Below are 25,073 nucleotides of genomic sequence, written 5' to 3' on the forward strand. Positions count from 1 at the left end.
ATTTCGCCGCGGCGTTCAGGTGATGACGCTCGGCTGCTCGCGGCCGGTGCGCTGCTTGATCCCCGCCAGGGTCTCCGACAGCGCGATCAGCGGCTCCAGCGCCAGCTGGGTATCCAGGTCATGCCGTCCGTCGGCGGCTTCGTATCGTTCAAGGTAGAGCCGCAACGTCGCGCCGACCGTACCCGTTCCACTCAGCCGCAGAACAATGCGCGATCCATCAGTAAAACCGATACGGATACCCTGCTTGGCGCTGGTCGAACCATCCACCGGATCGTGATAGGTGAAGTCATCGGCATAGGCGACTTGCAGGTCTTCCCCGAAGGTCTTTCCCGCCAGCGCCGGCAATTGCGCACGCAAGTCATCGACCAGCTTGCCGGCAATGGAAGCATCGACCTCTTCATAATCGTGGCGGGTATAGTAGTTGCGGCCATAGGTGGCCCAATGCTCGCGCACGATCTGGTCGACGCCCTGCTTGCGCGCGGCAATGATGTTGAGCCAGAGCAGCACGGCCCAGAGCCCATCCTTCTCGCGCACATGGTTGGAGCCTGTGCCGGCACTTTCCTCGCCGCAAATGGTGACACGACCGGCGTCCAGCAGATTGCCAAAGAACTTCCAGCCGGTCGGGGTCTCATGCATCTCGATGCCCAGCTTCTCGGCCACGCGATCGGCCGCGGCGCTGGTCGGCATGGAGCGGGCAATGCCGGCAATGCCAGCCTTGTAGCCCGGCGCCAGATGCGCATTGGCGGCGAGCAGTGCCAAGGAATCCGAAGGCGTCACGAAGCGGTTCTTGCCGATGATCAGGTTCCGATCGCCATCGCCATCCGAGGCGGCGCCGAAATCGGGGCCTTCTGGCGTCATCAGCAGGTCGAACATGTCCTTGCAATAGACCAGGTTCGGGTCAGGATGGCCCTTGCCGAAATCGGGCGATGGCGTGCCGTTGACCACACTGCCCTTGGCCGCCCCGAGCTTGCCTTCGAGAATGGCATGGGCATAGGGGCCGGTAATGGCATGCATGGCGTCAAACGTCATGGTGAAGCCCGAGGCAAACAGCGCCCGGATCGCCGGAAAATCGAACAGCGTCTCCATCAGCGCCGCATAATCGGTCACCGGATCGATGACCTCGACCACCATGCCGCCCACTTGCTGGGTGCCGATCTGGCCCAGCGCGATATCGGGCGCATCAACGCTTTTGTAGCTGTCGATCACCTTGGTCCGCTCGAACACCGCATCGGTGATCTTCTCAGGCGCCGGCCCGCCATTGGAAATATTGTACTTGATACCGAAATCGCCATCCGGTCCGCCCGGATTGTGGCTGGCCGACAGAACCAGCCCGCCATACGCCTTGTTATGGCGGATGACGTGGCTGGCGGCCGGCGTGGACAGCAGGCCGTTCTGGCCGACCAACACCTTGCCGAAGCCATTGGCCGCAGCGATGCGGATGGCCTTCTGAATGGCCGCGTCATTGTAGAACCGGCCATCGCCGCCGATCACCAGCGTCTGCCCCTCAAAGCCCTCGAGGCTATCGAAGATGGCCTGGATATAGTTCTCGACGTAATTGGGCTGCTGCCACACAGTCACCCGCTTGCGCAGGCCCGATGTGCCAGGCTTCTGGTCACCAAATGGAGTGGTCTTAATCGTCTGAACTGTCATCTGTCTTCTGCCCGATAAGGGTGGCGTAGAGATCGGCATAGCGTGCTGCGCTGGTTTCCCAGGAGACGTCCGACTTCATTCCCCGCCGTTGGATTTTCTTCCAGAGCTTGTCATTGGCATAGAGCCGGACGGTGCGCCGGATGGCTTCATACAGCGCATGCGCGCTGCCGGCGTCGAACATGACGCCGGTTGCAACTTCGGCGGCAATTGCGGCCGGATTGGCATCGATCACCGTATCGGCCAGCCCGCCAATGCGGCTGACCACCGGCACGCAGCCATAGCGCAACCCATAAAGCTGGGTCAGCCCGCAGGGCTCGAACCGGGACGGGATCAGGATTGCGTCGCACCCTCCTTGCATCAGATGGGAGAGATCTTCGTTATAGCCGGTGATGATCGCGACCTTCCCCGGATGGCGGGCCGAGGCATAGCGGAAGCCGTCTTCCAGATACCCCTCGCCCGACCCCAGCACGGCGAGCCGCGCGCCCAGATCGACCATTCCGTCCACGATCTGCAACAGCAGGTCCATGCCCTTCTGGTCGGTCAGCCGGCTGACCACGCAGAACAGCGGGCCATCGACGCCATCAAGCCCGAAGCGATCGGCCACGGCCAGCTTGTTGGCGCGGCGCTGGTGGATCGTGTTGATGCCATAGGGTTGCACCAGCGCTTTATCCGTCGCCGGGTCCCAGGCGGTAATATCGATGCCGTTGAGAATGCCCAGCACCGTATCGGCCCGGCCATTGAGCAGGCCTTCCAGCCCCATACCGAATGCCGGAGTGCGGATTTCATCGGCATAATTGGGGCTGACGGTGGTGACATAGTCAGCGCATTCCATGCCCGATTTGAGATAGGAAATGCCGCCGTAATATTCGACGCCATTGACCCCATAGGCATGCGGCGGCAGCCGCAGCTGCGAGAAAATCTCGGGCCCGAAAAAGCCCTTGAACGCCATGTTATGCACCGTCATCACCGTTTTGACGCGGTCGGATGGACCATATTTGATATAGGCGGGGGCCAGCCCCGCCTGCCAGTCATGCGCATGGATGATCTGGGGCAAATAGCCCTCCACCAGCCCCTGCCCTAGCTCGGCCGCCACCCAGCTCAGGGCGGCAAAGCGCTTCCAATTGTCCGACCAGTCCCAGCCATCGGGGCTGACATAGGGATTGCCCGGCCGGTCATAAAGCGCGGGCGCTTCGATAACGATGATATCGAGGCCCGCCACCCGGCCGGCAATGAGCTTGGCCGGCACGCCGAACAGGTCGGCGATCTCAGCCACCACCCGCCCGCCAGTCAGCTTGCCCATCACCGCCGGATAGCCCGGCACCAGGGTGCGCATGGTAATGCCGCTTTGCGCCAAGGCACCGGGGAGCGCCCCGGTGACATCGGCCAGACCGCCGGTCTTGATCAGCGGATAGAGCTCGGAAGCAACCGAGAGGACTTCGATCATCGGCTCGCCAGATATTTGTTGATCATGGCCTGCGTGATCAGCGTCACCCCGTCATCGGTGCGCCTGAACCATTTGGCGTCGAATTCGGGATCGTCACCGACCACCAGTCCCTCGGGAATATTGACGCCGCGGTCGATCACCACCTTCTTGAGCCGCGCATTGCGTCCGATATCGCAATAGGGCAGCACCACCGCCTCATGCAGTTCCGAATAGGAATGCACGCGCGAACCGGTCGAGAGCAGCGTGCGCTGCAAATGCCCGCCCGAAATGATGCAATCGCCCGAGACCAGCGAATTGACCGCCGAGCCGCGCCGCCCATCAAAATCATGCACGAACTTGGCCGGCGGCGTGATCTCGGCATAGGTCCAGATCGGCCAGTCGCGATCGTAAAGATCGAGCTGCGGCTCGATATCGGTCAGATCGATCGAGGCCTTCCAATAGGCGTCGATCGTGCCGACATCGCGCCAATAGCTGACTTCTTCCTTGCTCGAGCGGACACAGGAGCGGTTGAAGCGATGCGCCCAGGCCGTGCCGTTCTTGACGATATAGGGAATGATATCCTTGCCGAAATCGCGGCTCGAGCCCTCCGTCGCGGCGTCGCGGCGCAATTGCTCCATCAGGAACCGCGTCTCGAACACATAAATGCCCATCGACGCCAAAGCCATGTTCGGATTGTCCGGAATACCCGGCGGGTCCTTGGGCTTTTCCACGAAATCGACCACCCGGTCGCGCCCGTCGACCGCCATCACGCCGAAGCCGGTAGCCTCCATGCGCGGCACTTCAAGGCACCCGATCGTTACATCGGCGCCGGTGTCCACATGCTGGCGCAGCATGATTTCATAGTCCATCTTGTAGATATGGTCGCCAGCCAGGATCACGATATAGCGGGCGCCGTAATCCTCGATAATGTCCATGTTCTGGTACACGGCGTCGGCCGTGCCGGCATACCACATGTCCTCGGCCACCCGCTGGCTGGCGGGCAGCACGTCGAAGCTTTCGTTACGTTCCTGGCGCAGGAAGTTCCAGCCGCGCGACAGGTGGCGGATCAGGCTGTGGGCCTGATATTGCGTCGCCACCGAAATCCGGCGAATGCCCGAATTGATCGCATTCGATAACGCAAAGTCGATGATGCGGGACTTGCCGCCAAAATACACCGCCGGCTTGGCGCGCCGGTCCGTCAGTTCCATGAGTCTCGTGCCGCGCCCCCCCGCAAGCACATAGGCCATGGCCTCGCGGGCCAATGGTGATGGAATTCTATAGTCTGCCATTTCTAACCCTCCACGCGTCGCCCGGATTGATCCGGGACGTATCCCTCACACCCGATCATTCGGGCTCGAATTTCAAGAACAGCGTCGATAACGGCGGCAGATATAGCTCTGCCTCCGCCGGCCAATGCCGCCCCTCAACGGCATGAGCCTCCACGGCACCCTGGTTGCCCGTGTTGGATCCCGAATACCAACCGGCATCGGTATTGATGCGCTCGATCCACTTGCCGACAAGCGGCATGGGCACTTTGTACCCATTGCGTGGCACTGGCGTGAAATTGGAGACGACCAAAACCGGATCGGCCCCCGGCGCCTTGCGCAGCCAGGCGAGCACCGAATTGGCGTGATCATTGCCGATCACCCATTCAAAACCGTCCGGCTCGCAATCGCGCTCATGCAAAGCGGGCAATTGGCGATAGGCCAGGTTCAGGTCCGCAATCAGCCGGCGCGTGCCTTCATGCATCCCGGCATCGAGCAGATACCAATCGAGCGATTTGCCATCGGCCCATTCCTCGCGCTGCGCGAATTCCTGGCCCATGAACAGCAGCTTCTTGCCCGGATGCCCCCACATGAAAGCGTAATAGGCCCGCAGATTGGCAAATTTCTGCCAATCATCGCCCGGCATTTTCTCCAGCAGCGAGCCCTTGCCATGCACCACTTCGTCGTGGCTCAGCGGCAGCACGAAGTTTTCCGAGAAGGCATAGACCGCGCCAAAGGTCATGTCGTTGTGGTGGAATTTGCGATGCACCGGCTCGCGGCTCATGAAGCGCAAAGTGTCGTTCATGAAGCCCATATTCCACTTGAAGCCAAAGCCCAGTCCACCGGTATAGGCCGGCTGGCTGACGCCGGGCCAGGCCGTGGATTCCTCGGCAATCATGAACGTGCCGGGATGCAGCCGATAGGCTTCCGTATTCACCCGGCGCAGGAATTCGACGGCTTCCAGATTCTCGTTGCCGCCATGCTGGTTGGGCACCCATTGGCCGGGTTTGCGCGAATAATCGAGATAGAGCATGGAAGCGACCGCATCGACGCGCAGGCCATCGATATGGAATTTTTCCAGCCAATAGAGCGCGTTGTTGACGAGGAAGCTCACCACTTCCTTGCGCCCGAAATTATAGATCGCGGTGTTCCAGTCGGGGTGATAGCCCTGCCGCGGATCGGCATGTTCGTAAAGCGCGGTACCATCGAAATGGGCCAGGCCATGCGCGTCGGTGGGGAAATGCGCCGGCACCCAATCGAGGATTATGCCCAGCCCCGCTTCATGGGCGGCATTGACGAAGCGGGCAAACGCCGCCGGATCGCCAAATCGCGCCGTGGGCGCATAAAGCCCGGTGGGCTGATAGCCCCAGCTCGGATCAAACGGGTGCTCGCTGATCGGCAGCAGCTCGATATGGGTGTAGCCCATGTCGGCCGCATAGGGCACCAGCTGCTCGGCCAGCTGATCATAGGTCAGGAACCCGCCATCGGGCCGGCGGCGCCAGCTGCCCAGATGCACCTCATAGATCGACATCGGCGTCCGCCGCCAATCGCGGGTCGCGCGTTCTTCGATATATTTGGCATCGCTCCAGGTGAACGGGGTCGGATCAGGCACGACCGAAGCCGTGCGCGGTCGCAATTCGGACTGCCGCGCAAAGGGATCGGCCTTGAGCGGCTGCACCACCCCGTCGGGCCCCACGATCTCGAATTTATAGAGCGTGCCGGTCCCCAGGATCGGCACGAACACTTCCCAGATGCCGGTCTCGAAGCGATTGCGCATCGGATTGCGCCGGCCATCCCATTCGTTGAACGGGCCGACCACGCTGACGCGTTGCGCATTGGGTGCCCAGACCGCGAAATGGGTGCCGTGGATGCCCTCGAATTCCATTTCGTGGGCGCCCAGCTTATCGAACAGCCTGAGATGGCTGCCCTCCCCGATAAAGTAATCGTCCATCGGCCCCAGCACGGGACCAAAGGAATAGGGATCATAAACATCCCATTCGCCACCCGCATTCTTGGCGCGGTAGCGGATCGGCTGGCGGCGGTCCACCGTCACCTTGCCTTCAAAAAACCCGCTCGGATGACGTGGGAACAAATGCCCCAGCTCGGTACCATCCAGCGTGAAGGCCGTCACCATTTCGGCATGGGGAATGAACGCGCGCAGCACCCAATTGCCCTCCACCTCCTGCAGCCCCAGAAAGGCGAAGGGGTTGGAATGGCGGCCATTGACGATTGCGTCGACGTCCCTGGTATCGGCTTGCCAGATTTCCTTGGTCACACGCACGTCCCCCCGTGAACCGCCTGCGGGCCGATGGCCCTGCGGGTTCTAAATCCAAACATCAAGCGAGCCCGATCTTGTCCGTCGGGTGCCTCGCGGCTCACAATCATGCCGGCGTCGCCCCGACGCCCCAAATATCCTTCGCATATTGCCGTATCGTGCGATCCGAGGAGAAGAACCCCACGCTCGCCGTGTTGCGGATGGCCACGGCGTTCCAGTGCCGCTTGTCATTCCACAGCGCATCCACCTCGGCCTGGGCCGCGACATAGGCATCGAAATCGCGCGCCACCATGAACCAGTCATGGTCATAGAGCCCGCCGATCAGATCGCGATAGCGGTTCGGATCATCGGGCGAGAACACGCCCGAGGAGATCGATTCCAGCGCTTCCTTGAGCCGTGGCGAGGCTTCGATAGCGTCCTTGGGCAGGTCGCCCTTGGCCCGCTTCTCATTCACCTCTTCGGTGGAGAGCCCGAAAATAACGATATTGTCGGCCCCCACTTCCTTGTGCATTTCCACATTGGCGCCGTCCATCGTCCCGATGGTGATGGCGCCATTGGCCATGAATTTCATATTGCCCGTGCCCGACGCTTCCATGCCCGCGGTCGAAATCTGTTCGGACAAATCAGCGGCGGGAACGATCACTTCGGCCAGGCTCACATTGTAATTGGGCAGGAACACCACCTTGAGCAGGCCACGCACCGCTGGATCGTGATTGATGACCTTGGCGACATCATTGATCAGCTTGATGATGAGCTTGGCGTTCCAATAGCCCGGAGCCGCCTTGCCTGCGAAAATCTTAACGCGCGGAACGTATTCGCGTTCCGGATGCGCACGAATTTCGTCATAGGCGGCAACGGCTTGAATGATGTTGAGCAGCTGGCGCTTATATTCGTGGATGCGCTTGATCTGCACGTCGAACAGCGCGTCCGACGACACAGTGATGCCCATCCGGTCCTTGATCAACTTGGCCAGGCGCTGCTTGTTGGCGGTTTTGACGGCAGCAAATTGCGCCTGAAATCCCGGGTCCTCGGCATGTGCCTTGAGGCCCTGTAGCAGGTCGATATCGTCGAGAAACCCCGTACCGATCCGCTCGCCAATCAGCTTGGTCAGCGCGGGATTGCACTGCATCAGCCAGCGGCGCGGCGTAATGCCATTGGTCTTGTTGTTGATGCGGTCGGGATAGAGCTTGTGCAGGTCGGAAAACACCGTCTGCTTCATCAATTCGGTATGCAGCGCCGACACGCCATTGATCGAGTGCGAGCCCACAAAGGCCAATTGCCCCATGCGCACCCGGCGGCCGCCAGCTTCGTCGATCAGCGACACATTGGCGATCTGCGCATCGTTGAACTTGGCGCGCTGCCGCGCCTCGGCCAGCACATCGGCATTGATCTGGTAGATGATCTGCATATGGCGTGGCAGCAGCCGCTCCAGCAGCGCCACCGGCCAGCTTTCCAGCGCCTCGGGCAACAGCGTGTGGTTGGTATAGCCAAACGTGCCGCGCGTCAGCTTCCAGGCATCGGCCCATTTGAGCCCATTGTCGTCGATCAGGATGCGCATCAGCTCGGCAATCGAGATCGAGGGATGCGTGTCATTGAGCTGGATGGCCACCTTGTCGGGGAGCGACCCCAGGTCGCCATATTGCTGCAGATGCCGCCGCACGATGTCCTGCAGCGAGGCCGAAGAGAAGAAAAACTCCTGGCGCAGCCGCAATTCCTGGCCGGCCGCCGTTGAATCGGCGGGGTAAAGCACCCGCGTAATCGCTTCAGCCCGCGCGCTTTCTTCCAGCGCGCCGATATGGTCGCCCGAATTGAACTTGTCGAGCAGGATGGGATCGATCGGCTGCGCGCTCCACAGCCGCAACGTATTCACCCGCGCCCCGCGCCAGCCCACAATGGGGGTGTCAAAAGCCACCGCCAGCAGATGGTCATTGGGCCGCCACTCCTGCCGCACGCTGCCATCGGGATCGGTGACCGGCTCGACATGACCGCCAAAACCGATCTCATAAGCGCTTTCGCGGCGCTCGAATTCCCAGGGATTGCCGTGCGCCAGCCATTCCTCGGGCAGTTCGACCTGCCAGCCTTCGCTCATTTCCTGGCGGAACAGGCCATGCACATAGCGGATGCCATAGCCATAGGCCGGGATTTTCACCGACGACATGGATTCGAGGAAACACGCGGCCAGCCGGCCGAGGCCACCATTGCCAAGCGCCGCATCAGGCTCGAGATTGATCAGGTCGCCCAGATCGACATTGAGGTTCTTGAGCGCTTCCTGCACCGGCTCCATCAGCCCGACATTGCTCATGGCATCGCGCATGAGCCGGCCGATCAGGAACTCGAGGCTGAGATAATACACCCGCTTGTTGGAGGTCCGCCACGTCTCGCGCGAGGACTCCATCCAGAGGTCCATCACCCGGTCGCGCACCGCCAGAATAGTTGCCGCCAGCCAATCATGTGGCCGCGCAACAATCGGGTCCTTGCCGACAGAATAGATCAGTCTTTCGAGGATCTCGCCCTGGATAGCCTCAACTGTTGCTGCAGGGCGTTCGGGGGTAGGCGCGTCGTAAACGATTGGCTTTTGCGGCATATCGCAATCCAGTTTTCATGACGAACAGTTCCCCTCTGTTGTGCTCAAGCATTGCACTTAATTTGGGCAGGCGGAAGCCCCCTCGCGCAGCCCTTCCATGTCTAGGACGCAGGCTGCGTGCTCTTGGCGATGGTGTCCTCCACCGCCTCCTCCGACAACACCACCCCGCCTTCGCGAGCCTGGTCGCGCGCATTGCTGAGCAGCAGGCGGCTGCCCTCCAGTTGATCGGCGCCCGCCAATTGCATTTCGAAGCGCTGCCGGTCGCGATCGCGCACGCCCTCCACCACTTCGGCGGCTTCTTCTTCGCTTGCGCCCAGCATCTTGATCACGTCGCCGCCGAAGGTCAGCGCGGATTCGAACATCTCGCGCAGCTGATATTCCACGCCGACCTTGATCAGTTCCATGGCATGGCCACGATCGAACGCCCGCGCCATCACCCGCACCAGCGGGAACTCATCGCGTAGCAATTCGGCGATACGGGTGGTCTGCTCCTTCTTGTCGGTGCAGATCAGGATCACGTCGGCCGTGCCGGCACCCGCCGCATGCAGGATATCGAGCCGCGTGCCATCGCCATAATAGACCTTGAAGCCGATCTGCGCGGCGACCCGCACCATCTCGGTATCATTGTCGATGATCGACACCGAATGGTGCATGGCCAGCAGCGGCTGGCTGGCGATCTGCCCAAAGCGCCCAAAGCCGATGATGAGGATTTTGCCCGACAGGCCATCGGCCTTTTCCACGCCCTCCATCGACTGCGTCTCCTCCTTGGGCAGCACATAGCGCAGCCCGATGATGAAGAATGGCGTCAGCACCATCGAGATGATGACGGTCGCGGTAAAGATCGCATTGGTCGGCCCGTCGATCAGCCCGGCGGTCGCGGCAGTAGTATAGAGCACGAAGGCGAATTCGCCGCCCTGCCCCATCAGCACCGCGCGCTCCAGCGCCTCGCCATGGCTCGACTTGAGGGCGCGCGCTATGGCATAGATCGCCCCTGCCTTGACCAGCATGTAGGCCGCCACGCTGACGGCGATAATGCCCCAGTTCTGCAGCACGATCGCCAGATCGAGCGACATGCCGACGGCAAGGAAAAACAGCCCCAGCAGGATGCCGCGGAACGGCTCGACATCGGCTTCGAGCTGGTGACGGAAGGTCGAAGTCGACAGCAGCACCCCGGCGAGGAACGCCCCCATGGCCATGGAGAGCCCGCTGACCTGGAACAGCAAGGCCGCCCCCAGCACCACCAGCAGCGCCGCCGCGGTCATCACCTCGCGCAGCTTGGTCGAAGCCAAGAGCGAAAAGAACGGATTCATGATGCGCCGGCCAAGGAAAATCAGCAGGCCGATGGCGCCCAGCGCGATGGCAATGCCGGTCAACCGGCTCACCAGCGTTTCTTCCCCGCCCGTCGGCGCCAGAATGGCGACCACAGCCAAAAGCGGCACGATGGCGAGGTCTTCGAGCAACAGGATGGAGACCATGCGCTGCCCGCTATCGCTCGACAGCTCGCCCCGCTCGCCCAGAATCTGCATGACGATGGCGGTCGAAGTCAGCACGAAACCCATGCCGAAGACGAAGGCCACGGCAGGCGCGAAGCCAAGCAGAATGCCCACCCCGGTCAGCAGCAGCCCGCAAACCGCCACCTGGATGACGCCGAGCCCAAGTATCTGCTTACGCAGCGACCACAGTCGCGATGGCTCCATTTCGAGCCCGATGATGAACAGGAACATCACCACGCCCAATTCGGCCAGATGCAGCACCGACGCCGGATCGTTGATGACTTCGAGACCCGATGGCCCCAGCAGCAGCCCCGCCGCCAGATAGCCCAGCACCGAGCCCAGCCCCAGCCGCTTGAACAGCGGCACGGCAATCACCCCGGCGGCCAGCAGCGCCACGACCGGCAACAGATCGATGCCATGCGATGCGGCTTCTGCCGCGTGTCCAACCGCTTCGCCTGCCACCATGCTCTCCCAATATGAACCAGGCTATGCAGTGTTCCGATCTGCCCCCGCGCGTCAAGCAGGGCGCGTGCAAACCAGCTTCACGCCGCCGGCTCCGCCCCGCTTGGCGCGGTGCCGTCTGGGGGCTGCATGCGCTCGTTCTTGCGCTTGCTTTCGGGCTTTTTCTGCTCCTCGGCCTGCTCGCGAATGGCCACCGCGGCATTGGCCAGCAACTCGTCGCGGTCGGTCATATTCCGCGTGCGCCGCACCGGGCGCTTGGGCATGACGGGCTTGCTCGGCACCGCATGACTGAGAATCGAATGCGCCATCAACAGCGTCGGCACGGCAACCAACCCGCCCACCGGCCCCCAGGCCCACAGCCAGAAAGTGATCGACAGAAAAATGATGAAGGGGTTGAGCGTCATGGTCCGCCCGATGAAATGCGGCGTCAGGATTTGCCCCTCGACAAAGTTGATCGCCACATAGCACCCCACCGGCAGCAGGATGTTTTCGAGCCCCGTCTGCGTACCCAGTCCCACGGCCAGCAGCACCAGGATCATCACACCCTGCCCCACATAGGGAATGTAATTGAGCACCGCCGCCATGGCGCCCCACAGGATCGGCGAGGGCATGCCAATGGCCCACATGGCCAGCGTTACCGCGCAGCCGACACAGAAATTGATGAAGGTGATCGACAGCAGAAACCGGCTGACCTTGGTTTCCACATCGAGAAACACATGTGCCGTGCGCCAGCGCATTCGCCGGCTGACACACAGCGACAGTACAGAGACACGGATATGGTCCCGCGTCGCCATGAAGAAATAAAGGCTGGCGAGAAAGATCAGCACCTGCGCCCCGATGGCCGGCGCCAACATGGCGAGGCCAATCACCTGTCCGCCATCCTCCACCGTCACCGCCATGGCCGAGGCGCTGCCGAACACCGAGGTCAATTGCTCCTGGAACGCGGCTACCGATTCCATCGGTTCGCGCAGCGCCGAAATCTCGTTTTGCAGCTTCTCCCAGATCGTCGGCGCCCGCGCCACCCATTCCGACAGCGGCACGGCAAACAGCGCCACCCCGCCGAAAATCACCGTCAGCAACAGCAGTACGACCACCCCGGCCGACAGTGCCGGCGGCACGCCGATAGCCTCAAGCCGATCCGCCACCGGGCCGAACATCAGCCCGATAATGATCGCCAGCGTGACCGGCGCCAGAATGACCCGCCCTTCCTGCAACACCACCAGCAGCACCGCAAAACCGACCAGGACAATAGCGATGCGGGCGGCATTGCCTAATATCCGCTCGAACTGGCTCTCATCCAGATCACTGCTTGCAACCGTTCGCGGCGAGCGGGCCATATAGCGTTCCAATAGCGGGGGAATTCCTGCCAACCACCAACGTTGGCTTGCCGCAAACGTTCCTTTGTACAACCCGCATATCCCCAGTCGACCGGCGCCATGACCGCCGCTACCATCGCGCCGGTTTTCAACGCGCCAAGGTTCCGACATGTCCCGCAAAATCATCATCGACACCGATCCCGGCCAGGACGATGCCGTCGCCATCCTTTTGGCGCTGGCCTCCCCGGATGAGCTCGATGTGCTGGGCGTGGTGGCAGTCGCCGGCAATGTCGGCGTCGCGCAAAACGCCATCAATGCCCGCAAGGTGGTTGAACTGGCCGGCCGCAGCGATATCCCGGTCTATGCCGGCTGCTCCCGCCCGCTGCGCCGGCACCTGGTCACCGCCGAGCACGTCCACGGCGAAACCGGCCTCGATGGCCCCAACCTGCCCGATCCGCAAATGCCACTGCAGACTCTGCATGGCGTCGACTACATCATCAATACCCTCATGGCGGCCGAGCCCAAGACCATCACGCTCTGCACCCTCGGCCCGCTGACCAATGTCGCCATGGCGCTGATCAAGCAGCCCGCCATTGCCGAGCGCATCGCCGAAATCGTCATGATGGGCGGCGCCTATTTCGAAGTGGGCAACATCACCCCCGCCGCCGAATTCAACATCTATGTCGATCCTGAAGCCGCCGACGTGGTGCTGCGCTCCGGCGTGCCCGTCACCATCCTGCCGCTCGACGTGACCCACCAGATCCAGTCGACGCCCGAGCGCCTCGCCGCCATCAAGGCCATCGGCAATGCGTCCGGCGCGGCGGTCCACGCCATGCTGACCTTCTCGGAAACCTTCGATCTCAAGAAATACGGCTGGACCGGCGCCCCCCTGCACGACCCCACCGTCATCGCCTATCTGCTGCAGCCCGACCTCTTCGAAGGCCGCCACTGCAACGTCGCCATCGAAACCGCGAGCGAGCTGACGGTCGGCATGACCGTGGTGGACTATTGGCACGTCACCGGCAGGGTCAAGAATGCGAATTATCTGCGCAACGGCAATGCTGACGGGTTTTACAAGCTGCTGACCGAACGGTTGGCTCGGCTGCCGTAAGCACCCCAGCGCCTACCCACAGCGTCATTCCCGTCCCCAGCGTCACCCCCTTCCCACAATGTCATTCCCGCGAAAGCGGGAACCTCTGTTTTCTTCTCCGACATCGCCAACAGAGGTTCCCGCTTTCGCGGGAATGACACCGTGGTTGTTGCCAGTTTGGTTGCGAAGCGTGAACACGGGAGCCCCATTGGCAACCCCCTTCCACAGGCGTAGTGTCCGCCTCCCATTCGCCGGATACCACCCATGGAACCCTTCACCCTCCTGACCTTCACCATCGCTTACGCCATCGCCGTGCTCGTGCCCGGTCCCGGCGTCGCGGCCGTTGTCGCCCGCGCCCTTGGCGGCGGGTTCAAGGGCGCCTTTCCCATGGTGTTGGGCATTCTAGCGGGTGATCTGGTCTATTTCGTCTTCGCAGTCTTCGGCCTCGCGGCCGTCGCCACCTGGTTCGGCCCGGTCTTCACCATCATCCGCTGGGCGGGCGCGGCCTATCTGCTCTATATCGCCTATAAATTCTGGACCGCGCGCCCCGGCTCCGAGCAGATGAAGCCCAAGAACGAAGATCCCTGGCGCACCTTCCTCGCCGGTTTCTCGCTCACCATGGGCAATCCCAAGACCATCGTCTTCTACCTGGCCATCCTGCCCACGGTGATCCCGCTCGACCAGATGACGCCAGTTGCCTTTGCCGAACTGACCGCCATCGTGGTCATCGTGCTGCTGATCATCGGCTGCGGCTACGCCTGGCTCGCCTCCGCCGCCCGCGAAATGTTCAAGAGCAGCAAGGCCCTCGGCCGTCTCAACAAGACAGCCGGCGTGATGATGGCAACGGCCGCCGGCCTGGTCGTCTGGCAGCACTAGGCGACACGGCAGTGTCATTCCCGCGAAAGCGGGAACCTCTGTTTTCTTCTCTAACATGCAACGGACGTTCCCGCTTCGCGGGAATGACACCCAGTTTGTTTGGGCTGTCGCTCCTAAATCGCCTTCTCCGTAGCCGGATCGAACAGATGCACATTGCCCGGCTCGATGCTGACCGAGATCGTATCGCCGGCCCTCACGCTGGTGCGCCCGGTATCGACCACCATGATCTCCGGATCATCGCCCAGCGTCAGATAGGTCATCGACCCGGTCGATTCCACCGCAGAAACCGGCAGCCGCAACACGGCCGGACCATTCCCGCCCACCTGCAAATGCTCCGGCCGCAGCCCGATCAGCACCGAGCGCCCTGCCCCCACCGAACGGCCCAGCGCAACCGAGCCAGCGCCCGGCAAATCCGGCTGCACCGATTGCCCATCCGCGCTCACTTTCCCAGGCACGAAATTCATCGCGGGCGAGCCGATAAAGCCCGCCACGAATTTGCTCGCCGGCGTGTCATAAAGCTCCAGCGGCGAACCCTGCTGCTCGATCACCCCATCGCGCATCACCACCACATGGTCGGCCATAGTCATGGCCTCGATCTGGTCATGCGTCACATAAACCGAAGTGGCGCCCAGCCGGTCATGCAGCGCGCGGATTTCCTTGCGCATATGCACCCGCAACGCCGCATCGAGATTGGACAGCGGTTCGTCGAACAAAAACGCCTTGGGATTGCGAATGATCGCCCTTCCCATCGCCACACGCTGCCGCTGCCCGCCCGACAATTCGCGCGGATAGCGCGCCAGTAGCGGCGTCAGCCCCGTCGTCTCCGCCACTTCACGCGCCGCCCGCGCTGCCTCGGCCTTGGGCACCCGCTTGAGCCGCAGCGAATAGGTCAGGTTCTGCTCCACCGTCATATGCGGATAAAGCGCATAGCTCTGGAACACCATGGCCACGTCGCGCTTGCGCGGTGGCACGCCATTCATCTGCTCCCCGGCGATTTTCATCGTGCCGCCCGAGATGGTTTCCAGCCCCGCCAGCGAGCGCAGCAAGGTGGATTTGCCACAGCCCGACGGCCCCACCAGCGCCACGAACGCCCCCTTGGGAATGGTCAGGTCGACATTCTTGAGCGCATGGAAGCTGCCATAATGCTTGTTGATGCCGACGAGTTCGATTTGCGGCTCTGCACTCATTTGAGAGCTCCCGAGGTAAGGCCGGAGACAATCCGGCGCTGCAGGATGACGAAGACGAGGAGGATCGGGGTCACATAAATGGCCGAATAGGCCATGATGCCGTTCCAGTCCGACGAATTGGGTCCCAGGAACCCGGAGAGGCCAACGCTGGCCGGTTGCAGATTGGGGCTCTGGATGATCGACTTGGAATAGATATATTCGCCAAACGAGCTCATGAAGGTGAGAATGGCGCAGACCAGAATGCCATTGCGCGCCAGCGGCAGCACGATGAAGAAAAACGCCCCCACCCGCGAATTGCCATCCACAAGCGCCGCCTCTTCCAGCTCGCGCGGCACGCTCATGAACGTGGCCCGCACCAGCACGACGAAGAACGGCATGGCCTTGGCGGCAGCCGCCAACACCACCGCGGTCCGTGGATAGTTCAGCAGCCCGATCTGGTTGAACCCCACAAACAGCGGCGTGATCATCACCGATGCCGGCAACACCTGCAGCATCAGAATGGCGAACAGCCCCAGATCGATCCAGGCGCTGCGATAGCGCGCCAGCACATAGGCGCAGCCCGTGCCCAGGATCACCGTGATCGCGGTAACGCCCGAGGCGATCACCACCGAGTTCCACAGGAAGGTGGACATGGTGCGCCGCGCCCAGACCTGCGGATAGATATCCGGGTTGGGCGCGAGCGGCCAGAAGGTCGGCGGATTGGCGAAGATTTCCGAGCCCGATTTGAGGCTGGTCACATACATCCAATAGAGCGGAAACAGATAGACTGCGGCCAATGCCAGCGCGATGGCGAGCAATGCCCAGGGCGTATAAGTCCGGGTCATCCGCGCACCTCATGCCGGGTCGAGCGCACATAAAGGATCGAGGCAAACAGCACGAGCACGAACATCATCACCGAAACCGTGGCGCCCTTGGCAAAATCATAAAGCTGGAAACTCAGCTGCCAGGACCAGTATCCCGCAACGTTCGAGGTATTGGCCGGGCCACCCTCGGTGAGCGCGGGGAACAGATCGAATTGCTGCAACGTGCCGATCAGCCCCAGCGACAGCACCGCCCCGATCGTCGAGCGCATCATGGGCAGGGTAATGGTCCAGAACCGCTGCCAGGCATTGGCGCCGTCAAGCTCGGCGGCCTCATAGAGATCGCGCGGAATGGCGGCCAGTCCCACCGAGAGCAGCAGCATGTTGAAGGCCAGGCCCAACCAGATATTGGCGATGATCACCGCCCAGATGGAAAAACTCGGATCCGATTTCCAGAAAATATTGGACTGGATGACGCCCAGGCCACGCAGCACGGAATTAAGCACGCCAAAATCGCCGGCCAGAATCCAGCTCCAGATCGCGCCCACCACCAGCCCCGGCATCACCCAGGACACGAGGAACAGCCCCCGAATGGTTGCCGCCCCCGGAAACTTCTGCGCGAAGAACACCGCCAGCGCAAAACCCAGCACGAATTGCCCGGTCATCGAGCCAACGACAAAGACCAGCGTATTGCGGGTCACCATCCAGAATTCGGGCTGCTGCACCACCGCCACGTAATTGGCAATGCCGGCAAAGGGGCGGATCAGCTGACCCAGGGTGAACATATCCACCTGCTGGAAACTCATCAGCACATTATAGACCAGCGGCAGGCCGGCCAGCGCCAGCAGGAACAGCATCGCCGCCCCCACCAGGATCAGGTCAAACCCGACCCCATCCCGCAAACTATTGAAAAACTTCGTCATCCGGCCGTCCCTTATACAAAAATCCCGGCCGGATCGCTCCGGCCGGGCGGGAGGTCATGCCTCAGCCGACAATGCCCTTGATCGTGGCTTCAGCCTGATCGAGCGCATCCTTGGCCGACATTTGGCCGGTCAGGGCCGCCTGCATGGCGTCATAGATGGCCTTGGAGATTTTCTGCCATTCCGGGTGCGGACCACGCGGCTGGGCATATTTCAGCTGTTCCTGGAACACCTTGAGTGCGGCATCCTTGAGCGCATTGCCCGATGCCGGCAGCGGAATGTCGCTGCGCGCCGGAATGCTGCCGAATTCGGCAAAGATCCGGTTGTCCTGGCTGGCGAAATATTCCAGCGCCCGGAACGCTTCGTCCGGATGCTTGGTGGTGGACATGATGCCCCAATCGAACCCGCCCAGGGCCGAGGAACGATCGCCACCCTCGGTCAGGGTCGGCAGCAGCGCCACGCCCCAATCGAACTTGGCGTCCTCGACCATGCGGTCCACTTCCCATGGGCCGGAAATGGCCATGGCGGCATTGCCCGAATTGAAGGTACCGGTGGAATCCCACTGGCCCAGGCTCAGCACGTCCTTGGAAGCCCAGCCATTGTCGATGATCTTCTTCCACAATTCGAGCGCACCAATCGCGCCGTCCGTGTTCACATCGGTATAGCTGCCGCCCGACATCTGGATCAGCGGCAGGAACTGGAACGTGCCCTCTTCGCCGGCACGCGCCGAGAAGGTCACGCCATAGACGTTATTGGCCGGATCGGTCAGCTTTTCGGCATATTCGGCCAGCTGTTCCCAGGTCGTCGGTGGCTCGGTTATGCCGGCCTTGGCAAACAGGTCCTTGTTATAGAACACGCCGATCGTGTCGGTATATTTCGGAATGCCGAAATACTTGCCTTCCCAGCTCACCGAGTTCAGCGGACCGGCGAAATAATTGTCGGCCTTGATCACGGTCGAAGCCGCGATGCGGTCGGTAATGTCGAGCATGGCCCCGCGCGAGGAGAACATCGCGAAATCGGGATTGTCGAACGAGACGATGTCAGGCGCATTGCCGGTGGCGAAGGCGCGCAGCGTCTCGTTCACCAGGTCATCGAACGGAATGGCGCGGTATTCCACCACGATGTCTTCATTCTGCTCGTCGAATTCCTTGGAAAACGTGTCGGCAATGCCCACGCGATCCACCCCGTCGATCGACCAGATCTTGAGCGTTACCTGCGCCATGGCGGGTCCCGCCGCCATCAGCGCGCCCAATGCAATACCGGCCGCAAGGCCGAGTTTAGTCAGCTTCATTTGTCTTCCTCCCTTTGGCGGCATGTGCCGCTTCCAAAGCCAAGCGGGGCCCTCCAGCCCCGCCCGGCAATCTAGCTGGCCATGGCGACGAATTCGCCACCACGGCAATTCTTGAGATAGTTGAGCCCGCGCACCTGCCCGGTCATTTCCAGCGCATCGCGATAGACTGGATCATGCCAGCCCTCGATATCGATCGAGCCTTCATAGCCGGCGAGCCGCAGCTCGGAGATCACGTCGGTCCAATTGGTATCGCCAAAGCCCGGCGTGCGCATGAACACGAACTTTTCCTTGCCGAAAATGCCGTGCTCCTTGATCACTTCCCAGCGGATGGTCGCGTCCTTGCCATGCACATGGAAGAATTTGTGCGCCCATTTGCGGATCTGCGGGATCGGATCAATCAGATAGACCAGCTGATGGCAGGGCTCCCATTCGAGCCCGATATTGTCGTCCGGTGTCTCGTTGAACATCAGCTCCCAGGCATCGGGATTATGCGCGATGTTCCAGTCGCCACTGGCCCAATTGCCGTCCATGGCGCAGTTTTCAAACGCGATTTTGACGCCCTTGTCCGCCGCCCGCTTGGCCAGCTCCGACCAGACTTCCTTGTAGCGCGGCAGGCTATCCGTCAGCGGCTTGTTGCGAATGCGGCCGGTGAAGCCCGCAACCGTCGTCGCGCCGAAATGGTGCGCATTGTCGATGCAATCCTTCCAGCCCTGCAGGGTCTGGCGATCCATTTCCTGGTCTTCCAGCGGATTGCCGAACATGCCGATAGTGGAAATGGTGATGTCGCGATTGCCGATGGCGTCGAGGCTTCGCTTGCCCAGCTCGGCCAGGTTCTGCCCATTGGTGGTCTGCCAGAAAAACGGCTCGAAACTTTCGAATCCCAGATCGGCAATGGCCGCAATGTTCTCGGCGGCCTTGCCGGCCGTGCCCTGGATCATGGTGCCGATACGGATGGTCTTGGCTGGATCGCTCACGTGCTCTGTTCCTAAACTGCAATGGTGACGCGCTGCTTGGTCTTGGCGCTCTCGATCGCCGCAAAGACCATGGCAAGGCTTTTGATATTGTCGTTGCCGGCGGTTTCCGGCTGGCGGTTTTCGTCGATGGCGGCCAGGAATTCGGCAATGACGCTGGCATGGCCATGCGTCTGGGCAGCGTCAGCCAGCTCCGGCACGTCGATGGACTTCAGATCGCGCAGGAACCCGCTGTCCCCCGCCACCACCTTGGCCTCGAAGCTGTCTTCGCCGTCCCACAACAGCGTGCCCTTGGTGCCGACAAAGCGCCACGCACTTTCCCAGCTGGTATTGGCGCCCTCGGCCGCCCAACTCCCGCGATAGGTGAACACCACATCGTCGGAAAATTCAAAGATCGCATTGGCCGCTGCGCCATGGCTGTACCAGGAGCCGCGCGGGTTGTTTTCGAGGCAATAGACCGCCAGCGGCACCTTGCCGGCCATGAACCGGGCTGCATCCAGCGTGTGGATCGCCATATCCAGCAGCAGCACATTTTCCATCTGCTCGCGGAAACCGCCAAAATGCGCGCCGATGAAGAAATCGCAATGCAGCGCCGTCAATTCCCCCAGCGCACCGCTCTCGATCAGCCGGCGGATGCGCCGCACGCCCGAAATAAACCGCCGGTTCTGCACCACTGCATGCACCCGCCCGGCAGTTTTCGCCTTCGCGATCAGGTCCTGCCCCGCCGCCAGCGACGTCGCCATCGGCTTCTCGCTCAACACGTGACAGCCGTGCTTGAGGCCCGTCGCCACCACATCATGGCGCGCCACCGGCACCACCACGTCAAACAGCAGATCCGGCTTGACCTTGGCCAGCATGGCATCGAGGTCGGTGCCGATCACAGCGCCACTCAACCCGAATTCATCGGCCCGCGCCTGCGCCACCGCCGGGTCCAGATCGACCAGGCCGACGACCTCGACCCGGCCCGCCACCTCCGGCGCTTCCAGAATGGCTTTCAGCCATCCCTTGGACATAGCTCCGCACCCGGCCAGAACGGCTGTTTTCGTCAAACTGATATCCTCCATACGGAAACCATGGCCCGGGGGTTCCTCCTCCGCAAGCCAATTCCGTAAACGTTTACGAGGCTATATAAACCGGCTATTCCATGTCAATAGGGGTTGAAGGGAGCCGTGCAAAACCGGTCTCCTGCCACCGGGGGGAGCTGCCAGAAAAATGATCGGTATCAAGCGTTTGGCCGAGCACCTCAACGTGTCGATCGGCACTGTATCGCGCGCCCTCAATGGCAAGCCCGATGTCAACGAAGCCACCCGCAAGCGCGTATTTGAGGCCGCGGCCGAGCTTGGCTATGTCCCCAACCAGGCCGGCCGCGCCCTGCGCAAGGGCTCCACCGGCGTCGTCGGCTTCATGATGCAGACTGGTTCGCAGATCACCGGCGAGGGCGATGTGTTCTTCATGAGCGTCTTTGATGGCGTGCAAACCGTCTTTGCGCGCCATCAGCTCGATCTGGTCGCCCTGCTCTGCTCATCCGAGGAAGACCCCGACGCCTATCTGCAGCGCGTTGTCGCCCGCGGCTTTGCCGATGCCCTGATCATCTCGGCCACCAAGCGGCAGGATCACCGCATCGATTATCTGGCCGAAAACGGCATTCCCTTCGTCGCCCTCGGTCGCAGCCTGACCGATGCGGGCCAGCCCTGGCTCGATCTCGATTTCGAAGGCATGGCCGAAACCGGCGTCAATCGCCTCGTCGCCAAGGGCCATCGCCGCATCGGCGTCTTTGCCCCGATAGACGATACCAATCTGGGCTTCGTCTTTGTCGACAATTATCGCAAGACGCTGGAGCGCCACGGCGTCGCATTCGACCCCGACCTGGTCTTCCGCACCCATCCCAATGAGCGCGGCGGCCACCAGATTGCCCGCGCCATCGCCGCCATGCCGACAGACAAACGCCCCACCGGCTTTGTGCTGATCAATGAGAAGCTCTCCGTCGGCCTTTATGGCGGGCTGCACGAGGCGGGCCTGACACCCGGGCGCGACATCGCCGTCATCGGCCGCGACAGCCCGCACGCCCATTACCTCACGCCCAAGCTCACCTGTTTCCGCCTCTCGCTGCGCGAGCTGGGCATTAGCCTGGCCGAAGCCCTGCTTGCCACCATGCCCGCCTATGCCGCCCAATATCCGCTGGGCGTCGTCCGCAAGGTTCTGCCCATGGAATTGATCGAAGGCGACAGCGACAACGCCCTCCCCCTTTGACACGCGCCACGACCCTGCTATGAGGCTGCCAAGGGCCTATAGCTCAATGGTTAGAGCCGACCGCTCATAACGGTCTGGTTCCAGGTTCGAGTCCTGGTGGGCCCACCACCACCCTTTATGAATCAATGGCTTAGAAGCCCATTTCTGGGCCGCTTAGAAACACATTGATTATCTTTTTGCAGAACCAAGCTTGGCCATACCGGAAGCTGCCATCTTAATTTGCGCCGCCGACCGGGTGTATCGCTCGACTTCTGAAATATCTTTGTGTCCGGTGATCGACATAATTTCATTCGCCGTACATCCAGCCTCTGCCAGCCGCCGAGCTGCCGCCTTGCGGAGTCCGTGAGCGTTGTAGCCCTTCGGCAAACCGGCCCGACGGCACATGTCACCGAACCAATTGCCAAAGCCTGCGCGAGAGTAAGCCTTGCCCTTATCCGTTACGATAAAGGCCGGAATATCATGGGTGACGTGAGAAAGGATTTCGGCCAAGTCGGGATGAATTGGCACTTCTAGAGAAGTGCCGGTTTTTTCCTGCACAAGCTCGATAGCCGTTCCATTACGAACGATATGCTTCCGGCTCATCAGGATCACGTCGCTGCGGCGCTGACCCGTATAAAGCGCTAGGGCCATTGCCAGACGCGGTTTCGATCCGATGGGGAAAGCCGCCTCAAACTTTGCAATGTCGTCGTCAGTCCACGCTATGAAGCCGTCGCCGGGAACTTTCAGCTTGTCGACTCCCGCCGTAGGGTCGAAGTCCCGCATTTTACATTTTACTGCATATTTCATCAGCATACGGACGGTGCGCAGCAGCTTGTTTGCCGCACCGGGCGTGTCAGCCTTTTTGGCCATTAATGCCTCAACAGTTTCCCAATCGAGATCGACCACGGACTCATGACCGTGTGCCTTCCGCAGTTTCTCAATCTCGTTTCGATAGCCCTGCTGTGTGAGCTTGGAGAGATTAAGAAATTTGGGGCTGGCGTAATAGCGGGCGATCAGGTCGGCAAAGCTGCCCTCGACCACCTTGCCTCTAACCGGCTGGCTGGTGCCTTTGTTGGAAGCATCCTTGGCAGCGTTGTATGCCGCCAGCCATGCAGGGGACAAAGGATCACCGGGCAGCTTCGCTGCGGGAAAGCCGCGCCGATTAAAGTAATAATATGTGCGCCCGGCGACCTTGTAGGACTTGAGGTAAGGCAGGTCGATCTTAGCCATTCTTTCCATCCCTAGTTCACGGTCCAGCCAGTTTTCTTCTGGCCTTGTCCCGTCTCGCCCTCGCGAGGCAATTCCCAAAAAGCCGCGTCTAGCTCTTCAATGTCCCAAAGCTTTGATCCAACCACTATGCGTGGTCGCGGCATTACTTCTGCCTTGACCATGGTCGCAAATTTGCTAGCACCCATGCCCAAATAAATGGCCGCTTCCGCCTGATTAAGTGCCCGTCGCATCGGGAAGCGAGCCGCGACTTCCGCCTTTGCGAGCGCCATCATGCGACCGCCTTCCGGCGACGGCGAGGCTTGGGCAAATACCAATCTATCCAGCCATCTTGCACCGAACTAAACGTCTGGACATATGGACTACCAGACCGCCAACGTTCTGGAATCTTCGCCACACTCTCTGGTGAAATCCAGATAAAGCCTTGGTCCTCGATGCCAAAAAACCAAACACCGTCAGCCAGACATTCTGTGCTCTGGACGATCTGGCCGTCCATATCGTCACCAGCTTGAAAGGGAGGTGGAGTCATCTCCCCATCGATATGACGTGGGCTATCATTCTCAATATTCATTTCAGTTCCATCCATTCTAAGTTTTCAAATCGGCTCTCCATTTCTGTTTGGCCGGGCTGCCTCAAACAAATTCTGCCGGAGGATGAAATAACCCTATCAGATAGAATCTGATTCCGCAATAGGAGTCATTATTAGAATTTAATACTGATATTTTCAATTTATTGCCAGCAAGTGATTGAGCCTGTTGGACGAATTTCGGCTCCGGGGTTGCGACGAACCTTTAGGCGCGAAGAAATTGTGTCGCATGGTGGATTGGCAACCGCTGACAGTTGGCAAGCTATTATTCACTGCTAAATATTGTGGGTAGTAGCTGCAAATGCTGTTGAGATAAGTGCAGATCACTTAGACTGCCGTTCAGAAAGAGGGGTATCATGACCAAATGCGGACCTGATGACGAAGTTTCCTTTGGAATTGAAGTCACCCCAAATTCGGTAACCGGCAAAGCTAAGTCGCGTGCACTATCTGTCTTTCATCGGTGGTTTGGCTCAGCAATGGCCATTTCTATTGCCAAAAACAACCGAGCAGCAGCGCGGGAACGGCTCCTTGGATCACTTGAGCAAGAGGCATTTAAAGAAGTTGGAGCACAGGCCATTGCCCAGCTTAAATCAAACCCAGACGCCGTAGACGCAGTCATCGAGGCAATCGCTCCGCAGGGTTGGACGCGAAAAATCGAAAATACGAGCGCTGTTTTTGAGAAAGCGGCAGAGGATTTGCGTTTGAATCCTCCTACTGAAACGCAATCCGTCGCAGGGGACGAGACGATGACCCCTGAGATCGCCGATAGGCTAGAGCAATATGCTGCGGGAGCTACCACGGACGAAGTGAGGGAAAGGTGGGGCCGCGTACTCGCGGCAGAAATCAGACAGCCCGGTACTTTTTCTCTAAAAGTTCTCCGAATTATCGATGAACTTGATGATCGCTTGCCTGCGGTGTTTGAACGCTTAGCGGGCGATAGGCTCCACAGCGACTGTGTACCTCGGTGTTTGTCAGGCGAACTCAACTATACCGATCAGATTGATCTGATCGACGCGGGGCTTTTGCACGACCCTGGATCAGGAGGTGCGTATCAGTTCCGGATGTTCGCCGAAGGATCGGAGAACACTACCGGTCAGCGAGAATCCACTGAGGTGTGGGTTTTTCAGACAGACACCGGAACGATTACGGTTCCGCGATCAGGCTCTTACTCTGTGGCTTCTGGAGCACAGGAACCAATCAACTCGAACGATGGTCGCCCGGGGCTACCCTCGTATCTCCTCACAAGCGCTGGAGAAGCGATTACTAGTATCCTACCGCCGGTTGACAACGCCAAGCGTTATCTCGCCGCGCTAAGGGTCAAAGTGCCAAACGCGAAGCTATGGATTCAATCTGGCACGCAATGGCATCAGCATGACCCAGTACCCGATGAATTAAGCGAAGTTGGCGACCAGCCTTCTCATTAAGTCG

General features: G+C 60.7%; 20 protein-coding genes and 1 tRNA gene. 5 read left to right on the forward strand and 16 right to left on the reverse strand.

All coding sequences use genetic code 11. The features are described from left to right. Nucleotides 1-15 precede the first annotated feature (15 nt). From ACI3KW_RS05600 to ACI3KW_RS05630, 7 genes are all read right to left on the reverse strand, one after another. On the reverse strand, nt 16-1,650 hold the full coding sequence (locus ACI3KW_RS05600) for an alpha-D-glucose phosphate-specific phosphoglucomutase (RefSeq protein WP_404847268.1): 1,635 nt from the start codon (nt 1,648-1,650) through the stop codon (nt 16-18). Continuing rightward, the gene (glgA, locus tag ACI3KW_RS05605; RefSeq protein ID WP_404847302.1) at nt 1,631-3,091 is read right to left on the reverse strand and encodes a glycogen synthase GlgA; all 1,461 of its coding nucleotides are present in this window, start codon (nt 3,089-3,091) and stop codon (nt 1,631-1,633) included. The genes ACI3KW_RS05600 and glgA overlap by 20 nt, the downstream gene beginning before the upstream one ends. Then, nucleotides 3,091-4,362, reverse strand: a complete 1,272-nt coding sequence (glgC, locus tag ACI3KW_RS05610) for a glucose-1-phosphate adenylyltransferase (RefSeq protein WP_113121852.1) — start codon at nt 4,360-4,362, stop codon at nt 3,091-3,093. Before glgC ends, glgA begins: the two co-directional genes overlap by 1 nt. Before the next feature lie 55 nt (nt 4,363-4,417). Further along, on the reverse strand, nt 4,418-6,613 hold the full coding sequence (glgB, locus tag ACI3KW_RS05615; RefSeq protein WP_404847269.1) for a 1,4-alpha-glucan branching protein GlgB: 2,196 nt from the start codon (nt 6,611-6,613) through the stop codon (nt 4,418-4,420). A gap of 106 nt (nt 6,614-6,719) precedes the next feature. Next, nucleotides 6,720-9,197, reverse strand: a complete 2,478-nt coding sequence (locus ACI3KW_RS05620; protein ID WP_404847270.1) for a glycogen/starch/alpha-glucan phosphorylase — start codon at nt 9,195-9,197, stop codon at nt 6,720-6,722. A 101-nt stretch (nt 9,198-9,298) separates the two neighbouring features. Further along, nucleotides 9,299-11,152, reverse strand: coding sequence for a monovalent cation:proton antiporter-2 (CPA2) family protein (locus tag ACI3KW_RS05625; RefSeq protein ID WP_404847271.1), 1,854 nt, complete (start codon nt 11,150-11,152; stop codon nt 9,299-9,301). A gap of 80 nt (nt 11,153-11,232) precedes the next feature. After that, entirely contained in the window at nt 11,233-12,489 is a 1,257-nt protein-coding gene (locus ACI3KW_RS05630; protein ID WP_404847272.1) for an AI-2E family transporter, read from the reverse strand. A 148-nt stretch (nt 12,490-12,637) separates the two neighbouring features. On the opposite strand from ACI3KW_RS05630, the gene ACI3KW_RS05635 reads away from it, so the two are divergent. Both ACI3KW_RS05635 and ACI3KW_RS05640 read left to right on the forward strand, forming a co-directional pair. Next, nucleotides 12,638-13,579: a nucleoside hydrolase gene (locus tag ACI3KW_RS05635; protein WP_404847273.1), complete on the forward strand. Its 942-nt coding sequence runs from the start codon at nt 12,638-12,640 to the stop codon at nt 13,577-13,579. 243 nt (nt 13,580-13,822) lie between these two features. After that, entirely contained in the window at nt 13,823-14,434 is a 612-nt protein-coding gene (locus ACI3KW_RS05640) for a LysE family translocator (RefSeq protein ID WP_262166654.1), read from the forward strand. 113 nt (nt 14,435-14,547) lie between these two features. Here ACI3KW_RS05640 and ACI3KW_RS05645 read toward each other — a convergent pair whose 3' ends face one another. The 6 genes from ACI3KW_RS05645 to ACI3KW_RS05670 form a co-directional block, all read right to left on the reverse strand. Further along, nucleotides 14,548-15,621: a sn-glycerol-3-phosphate ABC transporter ATP-binding protein UgpC gene (locus ACI3KW_RS05645; RefSeq protein ID WP_113121859.1), complete on the reverse strand. Its 1,074-nt coding sequence runs from the start codon at nt 15,619-15,621 to the stop codon at nt 14,548-14,550. After that, complete coding sequence (locus ACI3KW_RS05650; protein WP_262166652.1) at nt 15,618-16,445, reverse strand: carbohydrate ABC transporter permease; 828 nt, start codon at nt 16,443-16,445, stop codon at nt 15,618-15,620. Before ACI3KW_RS05650 ends, ACI3KW_RS05645 begins: the two co-directional genes overlap by 4 nt. Then, nucleotides 16,442-17,344 (reverse strand): carbohydrate ABC transporter permease, encoded by a 903-nt coding sequence (locus ACI3KW_RS05655; protein WP_404847274.1) that lies wholly within the window; start codon nt 17,342-17,344, stop codon nt 16,442-16,444. The genes ACI3KW_RS05650 and ACI3KW_RS05655 overlap by 4 nt, the downstream gene beginning before the upstream one ends. A gap of 61 nt (nt 17,345-17,405) precedes the next feature. Next, nucleotides 17,406-18,632 (reverse strand): ABC transporter substrate-binding protein, encoded by a 1,227-nt coding sequence (locus tag ACI3KW_RS05660; RefSeq protein ID WP_404847275.1) that lies wholly within the window; start codon nt 18,630-18,632, stop codon nt 17,406-17,408. Nucleotides 18,633-18,703: 71 nt separating this feature from the next. Then, nucleotides 18,704-19,606 carry a sugar phosphate isomerase/epimerase family protein gene (locus ACI3KW_RS05665; protein WP_404847276.1) on the reverse strand — a complete coding sequence of 301 codons (903 nt, stop codon included), beginning with the start codon at nt 19,604-19,606 and terminating at the stop codon, nt 18,704-18,706. A gap of 11 nt (nt 19,607-19,617) precedes the next feature. Then, nucleotides 19,618-20,667 carry a Gfo/Idh/MocA family protein gene (locus ACI3KW_RS05670; protein WP_404847277.1) on the reverse strand — a complete coding sequence of 350 codons (1,050 nt, stop codon included), beginning with the start codon at nt 20,665-20,667 and terminating at the stop codon, nt 19,618-19,620. Nucleotides 20,668-20,815: 148 nt separating this feature from the next. On the opposite strand from ACI3KW_RS05670, the gene ACI3KW_RS05675 reads away from it, so the two are divergent. Both ACI3KW_RS05675 and ACI3KW_RS05680 read left to right on the forward strand, forming a co-directional pair. Beyond that, nucleotides 20,816-21,853 carry a LacI family DNA-binding transcriptional regulator gene (locus ACI3KW_RS05675; RefSeq protein ID WP_404847278.1) on the forward strand — a complete coding sequence of 346 codons (1,038 nt, stop codon included), beginning with the start codon at nt 20,816-20,818 and terminating at the stop codon, nt 21,851-21,853. A 32-nt stretch (nt 21,854-21,885) separates the two neighbouring features. After that, a tRNA-Ile gene (locus ACI3KW_RS05680) sits at nt 21,886-21,961 on the forward strand. A 60-nt stretch (nt 21,962-22,021) separates the two neighbouring features. On the opposite strand, the gene ACI3KW_RS05685 is transcribed toward ACI3KW_RS05680, so the two are convergent. The 3 genes from ACI3KW_RS05685 to ACI3KW_RS05695 are packed head-to-tail and all read right to left on the reverse strand — an operon-like array spanning nt 22,022 to nt 23,630. Next, nucleotides 22,022-23,062: a tyrosine-type recombinase/integrase gene (locus ACI3KW_RS05685; protein WP_404847279.1), complete on the reverse strand. Its 1,041-nt coding sequence runs from the start codon at nt 23,060-23,062 to the stop codon at nt 22,022-22,024. 11 nt (nt 23,063-23,073) lie between these two features. Further along, entirely contained in the window at nt 23,074-23,334 is a 261-nt protein-coding gene (locus ACI3KW_RS05690; RefSeq protein WP_404847280.1) for a hypothetical protein, read from the reverse strand. Then, complete coding sequence (locus ACI3KW_RS05695; RefSeq protein ID WP_404847281.1) at nt 23,331-23,630, reverse strand: hypothetical protein; 300 nt, start codon at nt 23,628-23,630, stop codon at nt 23,331-23,333. Before ACI3KW_RS05695 ends, ACI3KW_RS05690 begins: the two co-directional genes overlap by 4 nt. Nucleotides 23,631-24,001: 371 nt before the next feature. On the opposite strand from ACI3KW_RS05695, the gene ACI3KW_RS05700 reads away from it, so the two are divergent. Then, nucleotides 24,002-25,069 (forward strand): DUF2806 domain-containing protein, encoded by a 1,068-nt coding sequence (locus ACI3KW_RS05700; RefSeq protein ID WP_404847282.1) that lies wholly within the window; start codon nt 24,002-24,004, stop codon nt 25,067-25,069. Nucleotides 25,070-25,073 lie beyond the last annotated feature (4 nt).

Source organism: Devosia sp. ZW T5_3 (assembly GCF_044987315.1).
Taxonomy (GTDB): Bacteria; Pseudomonadota; Alphaproteobacteria; order Rhizobiales; family Devosiaceae; genus Devosia.

Bases quoted from the DNA above. Each gene is read 5' to 3' on its own strand.
- ACI3KW_RS05600 (WP_404847268.1), bottom strand. From the start codon at position 1,650: ATGACAGTTCAGACGATTAAGACCACTCCATTTGGTGACCAGAAGCCT.
- glgC (WP_113121852.1), bottom strand. From the start codon at position 4,362: ATGGCAGACTATAGAATTCCATCACCATTGGCCCGCGAGGCCATGGCC.
- ACI3KW_RS05620 (WP_404847270.1), bottom strand. From the start codon at position 9,197: ATGCCGCAAAAGCCAATCGTTTACGACGCGCCTACCCCCGAACGCCCT.
- ACI3KW_RS05630 (WP_404847272.1), bottom strand. From the start codon at position 12,489: ATGGCCCGCTCGCCGCGAACGGTTGCAAGCAGTGATCTGGATGAGAGC.
- ACI3KW_RS05635 (WP_404847273.1), top strand. From the start codon at position 12,638: ATGTCCCGCAAAATCATCATCGACACCGATCCCGGCCAGGACGATGCC.
- ACI3KW_RS05640 (WP_262166654.1), top strand. From the start codon at position 13,823: ATGGAACCCTTCACCCTCCTGACCTTCACCATCGCTTACGCCATCGCC.
- ACI3KW_RS05645 (WP_113121859.1), bottom strand. From the start codon at position 15,621: ATGAGTGCAGAGCCGCAAATCGAACTCGTCGGCATCAACAAGCATTAT.
- ACI3KW_RS05650 (WP_262166652.1), bottom strand. From the start codon at position 16,445: ATGACCCGGACTTATACGCCCTGGGCATTGCTCGCCATCGCGCTGGCA.
- ACI3KW_RS05655 (WP_404847274.1), bottom strand. From the start codon at position 17,344: ATGACGAAGTTTTTCAATAGTTTGCGGGATGGGGTCGGGTTTGACCTG.
- ACI3KW_RS05660 (WP_404847275.1), bottom strand. From the start codon at position 18,632: ATGAAGCTGACTAAACTCGGCCTTGCGGCCGGTATTGCATTGGGCGCG.
- ACI3KW_RS05670 (WP_404847277.1), bottom strand. From the start codon at position 20,667: ATGGAGGATATCAGTTTGACGAAAACAGCCGTTCTGGCCGGGTGCGGA.
- ACI3KW_RS05675 (WP_404847278.1), top strand. From the start codon at position 20,816: ATGATCGGTATCAAGCGTTTGGCCGAGCACCTCAACGTGTCGATCGGC.
- ACI3KW_RS05685 (WP_404847279.1), bottom strand. From the start codon at position 23,062: ATGGCTAAGATCGACCTGCCTTACCTCAAGTCCTACAAGGTCGCCGGG.
- ACI3KW_RS05690 (WP_404847280.1), bottom strand. From the start codon at position 23,334: ATGATGGCGCTCGCAAAGGCGGAAGTCGCGGCTCGCTTCCCGATGCGA.
- ACI3KW_RS05695 (WP_404847281.1), bottom strand. From the start codon at position 23,630: ATGAATATTGAGAATGATAGCCCACGTCATATCGATGGGGAGATGACT.
- ACI3KW_RS05700 (WP_404847282.1), top strand. From the start codon at position 24,002: ATGACCAAATGCGGACCTGATGACGAAGTTTCCTTTGGAATTGAAGTC.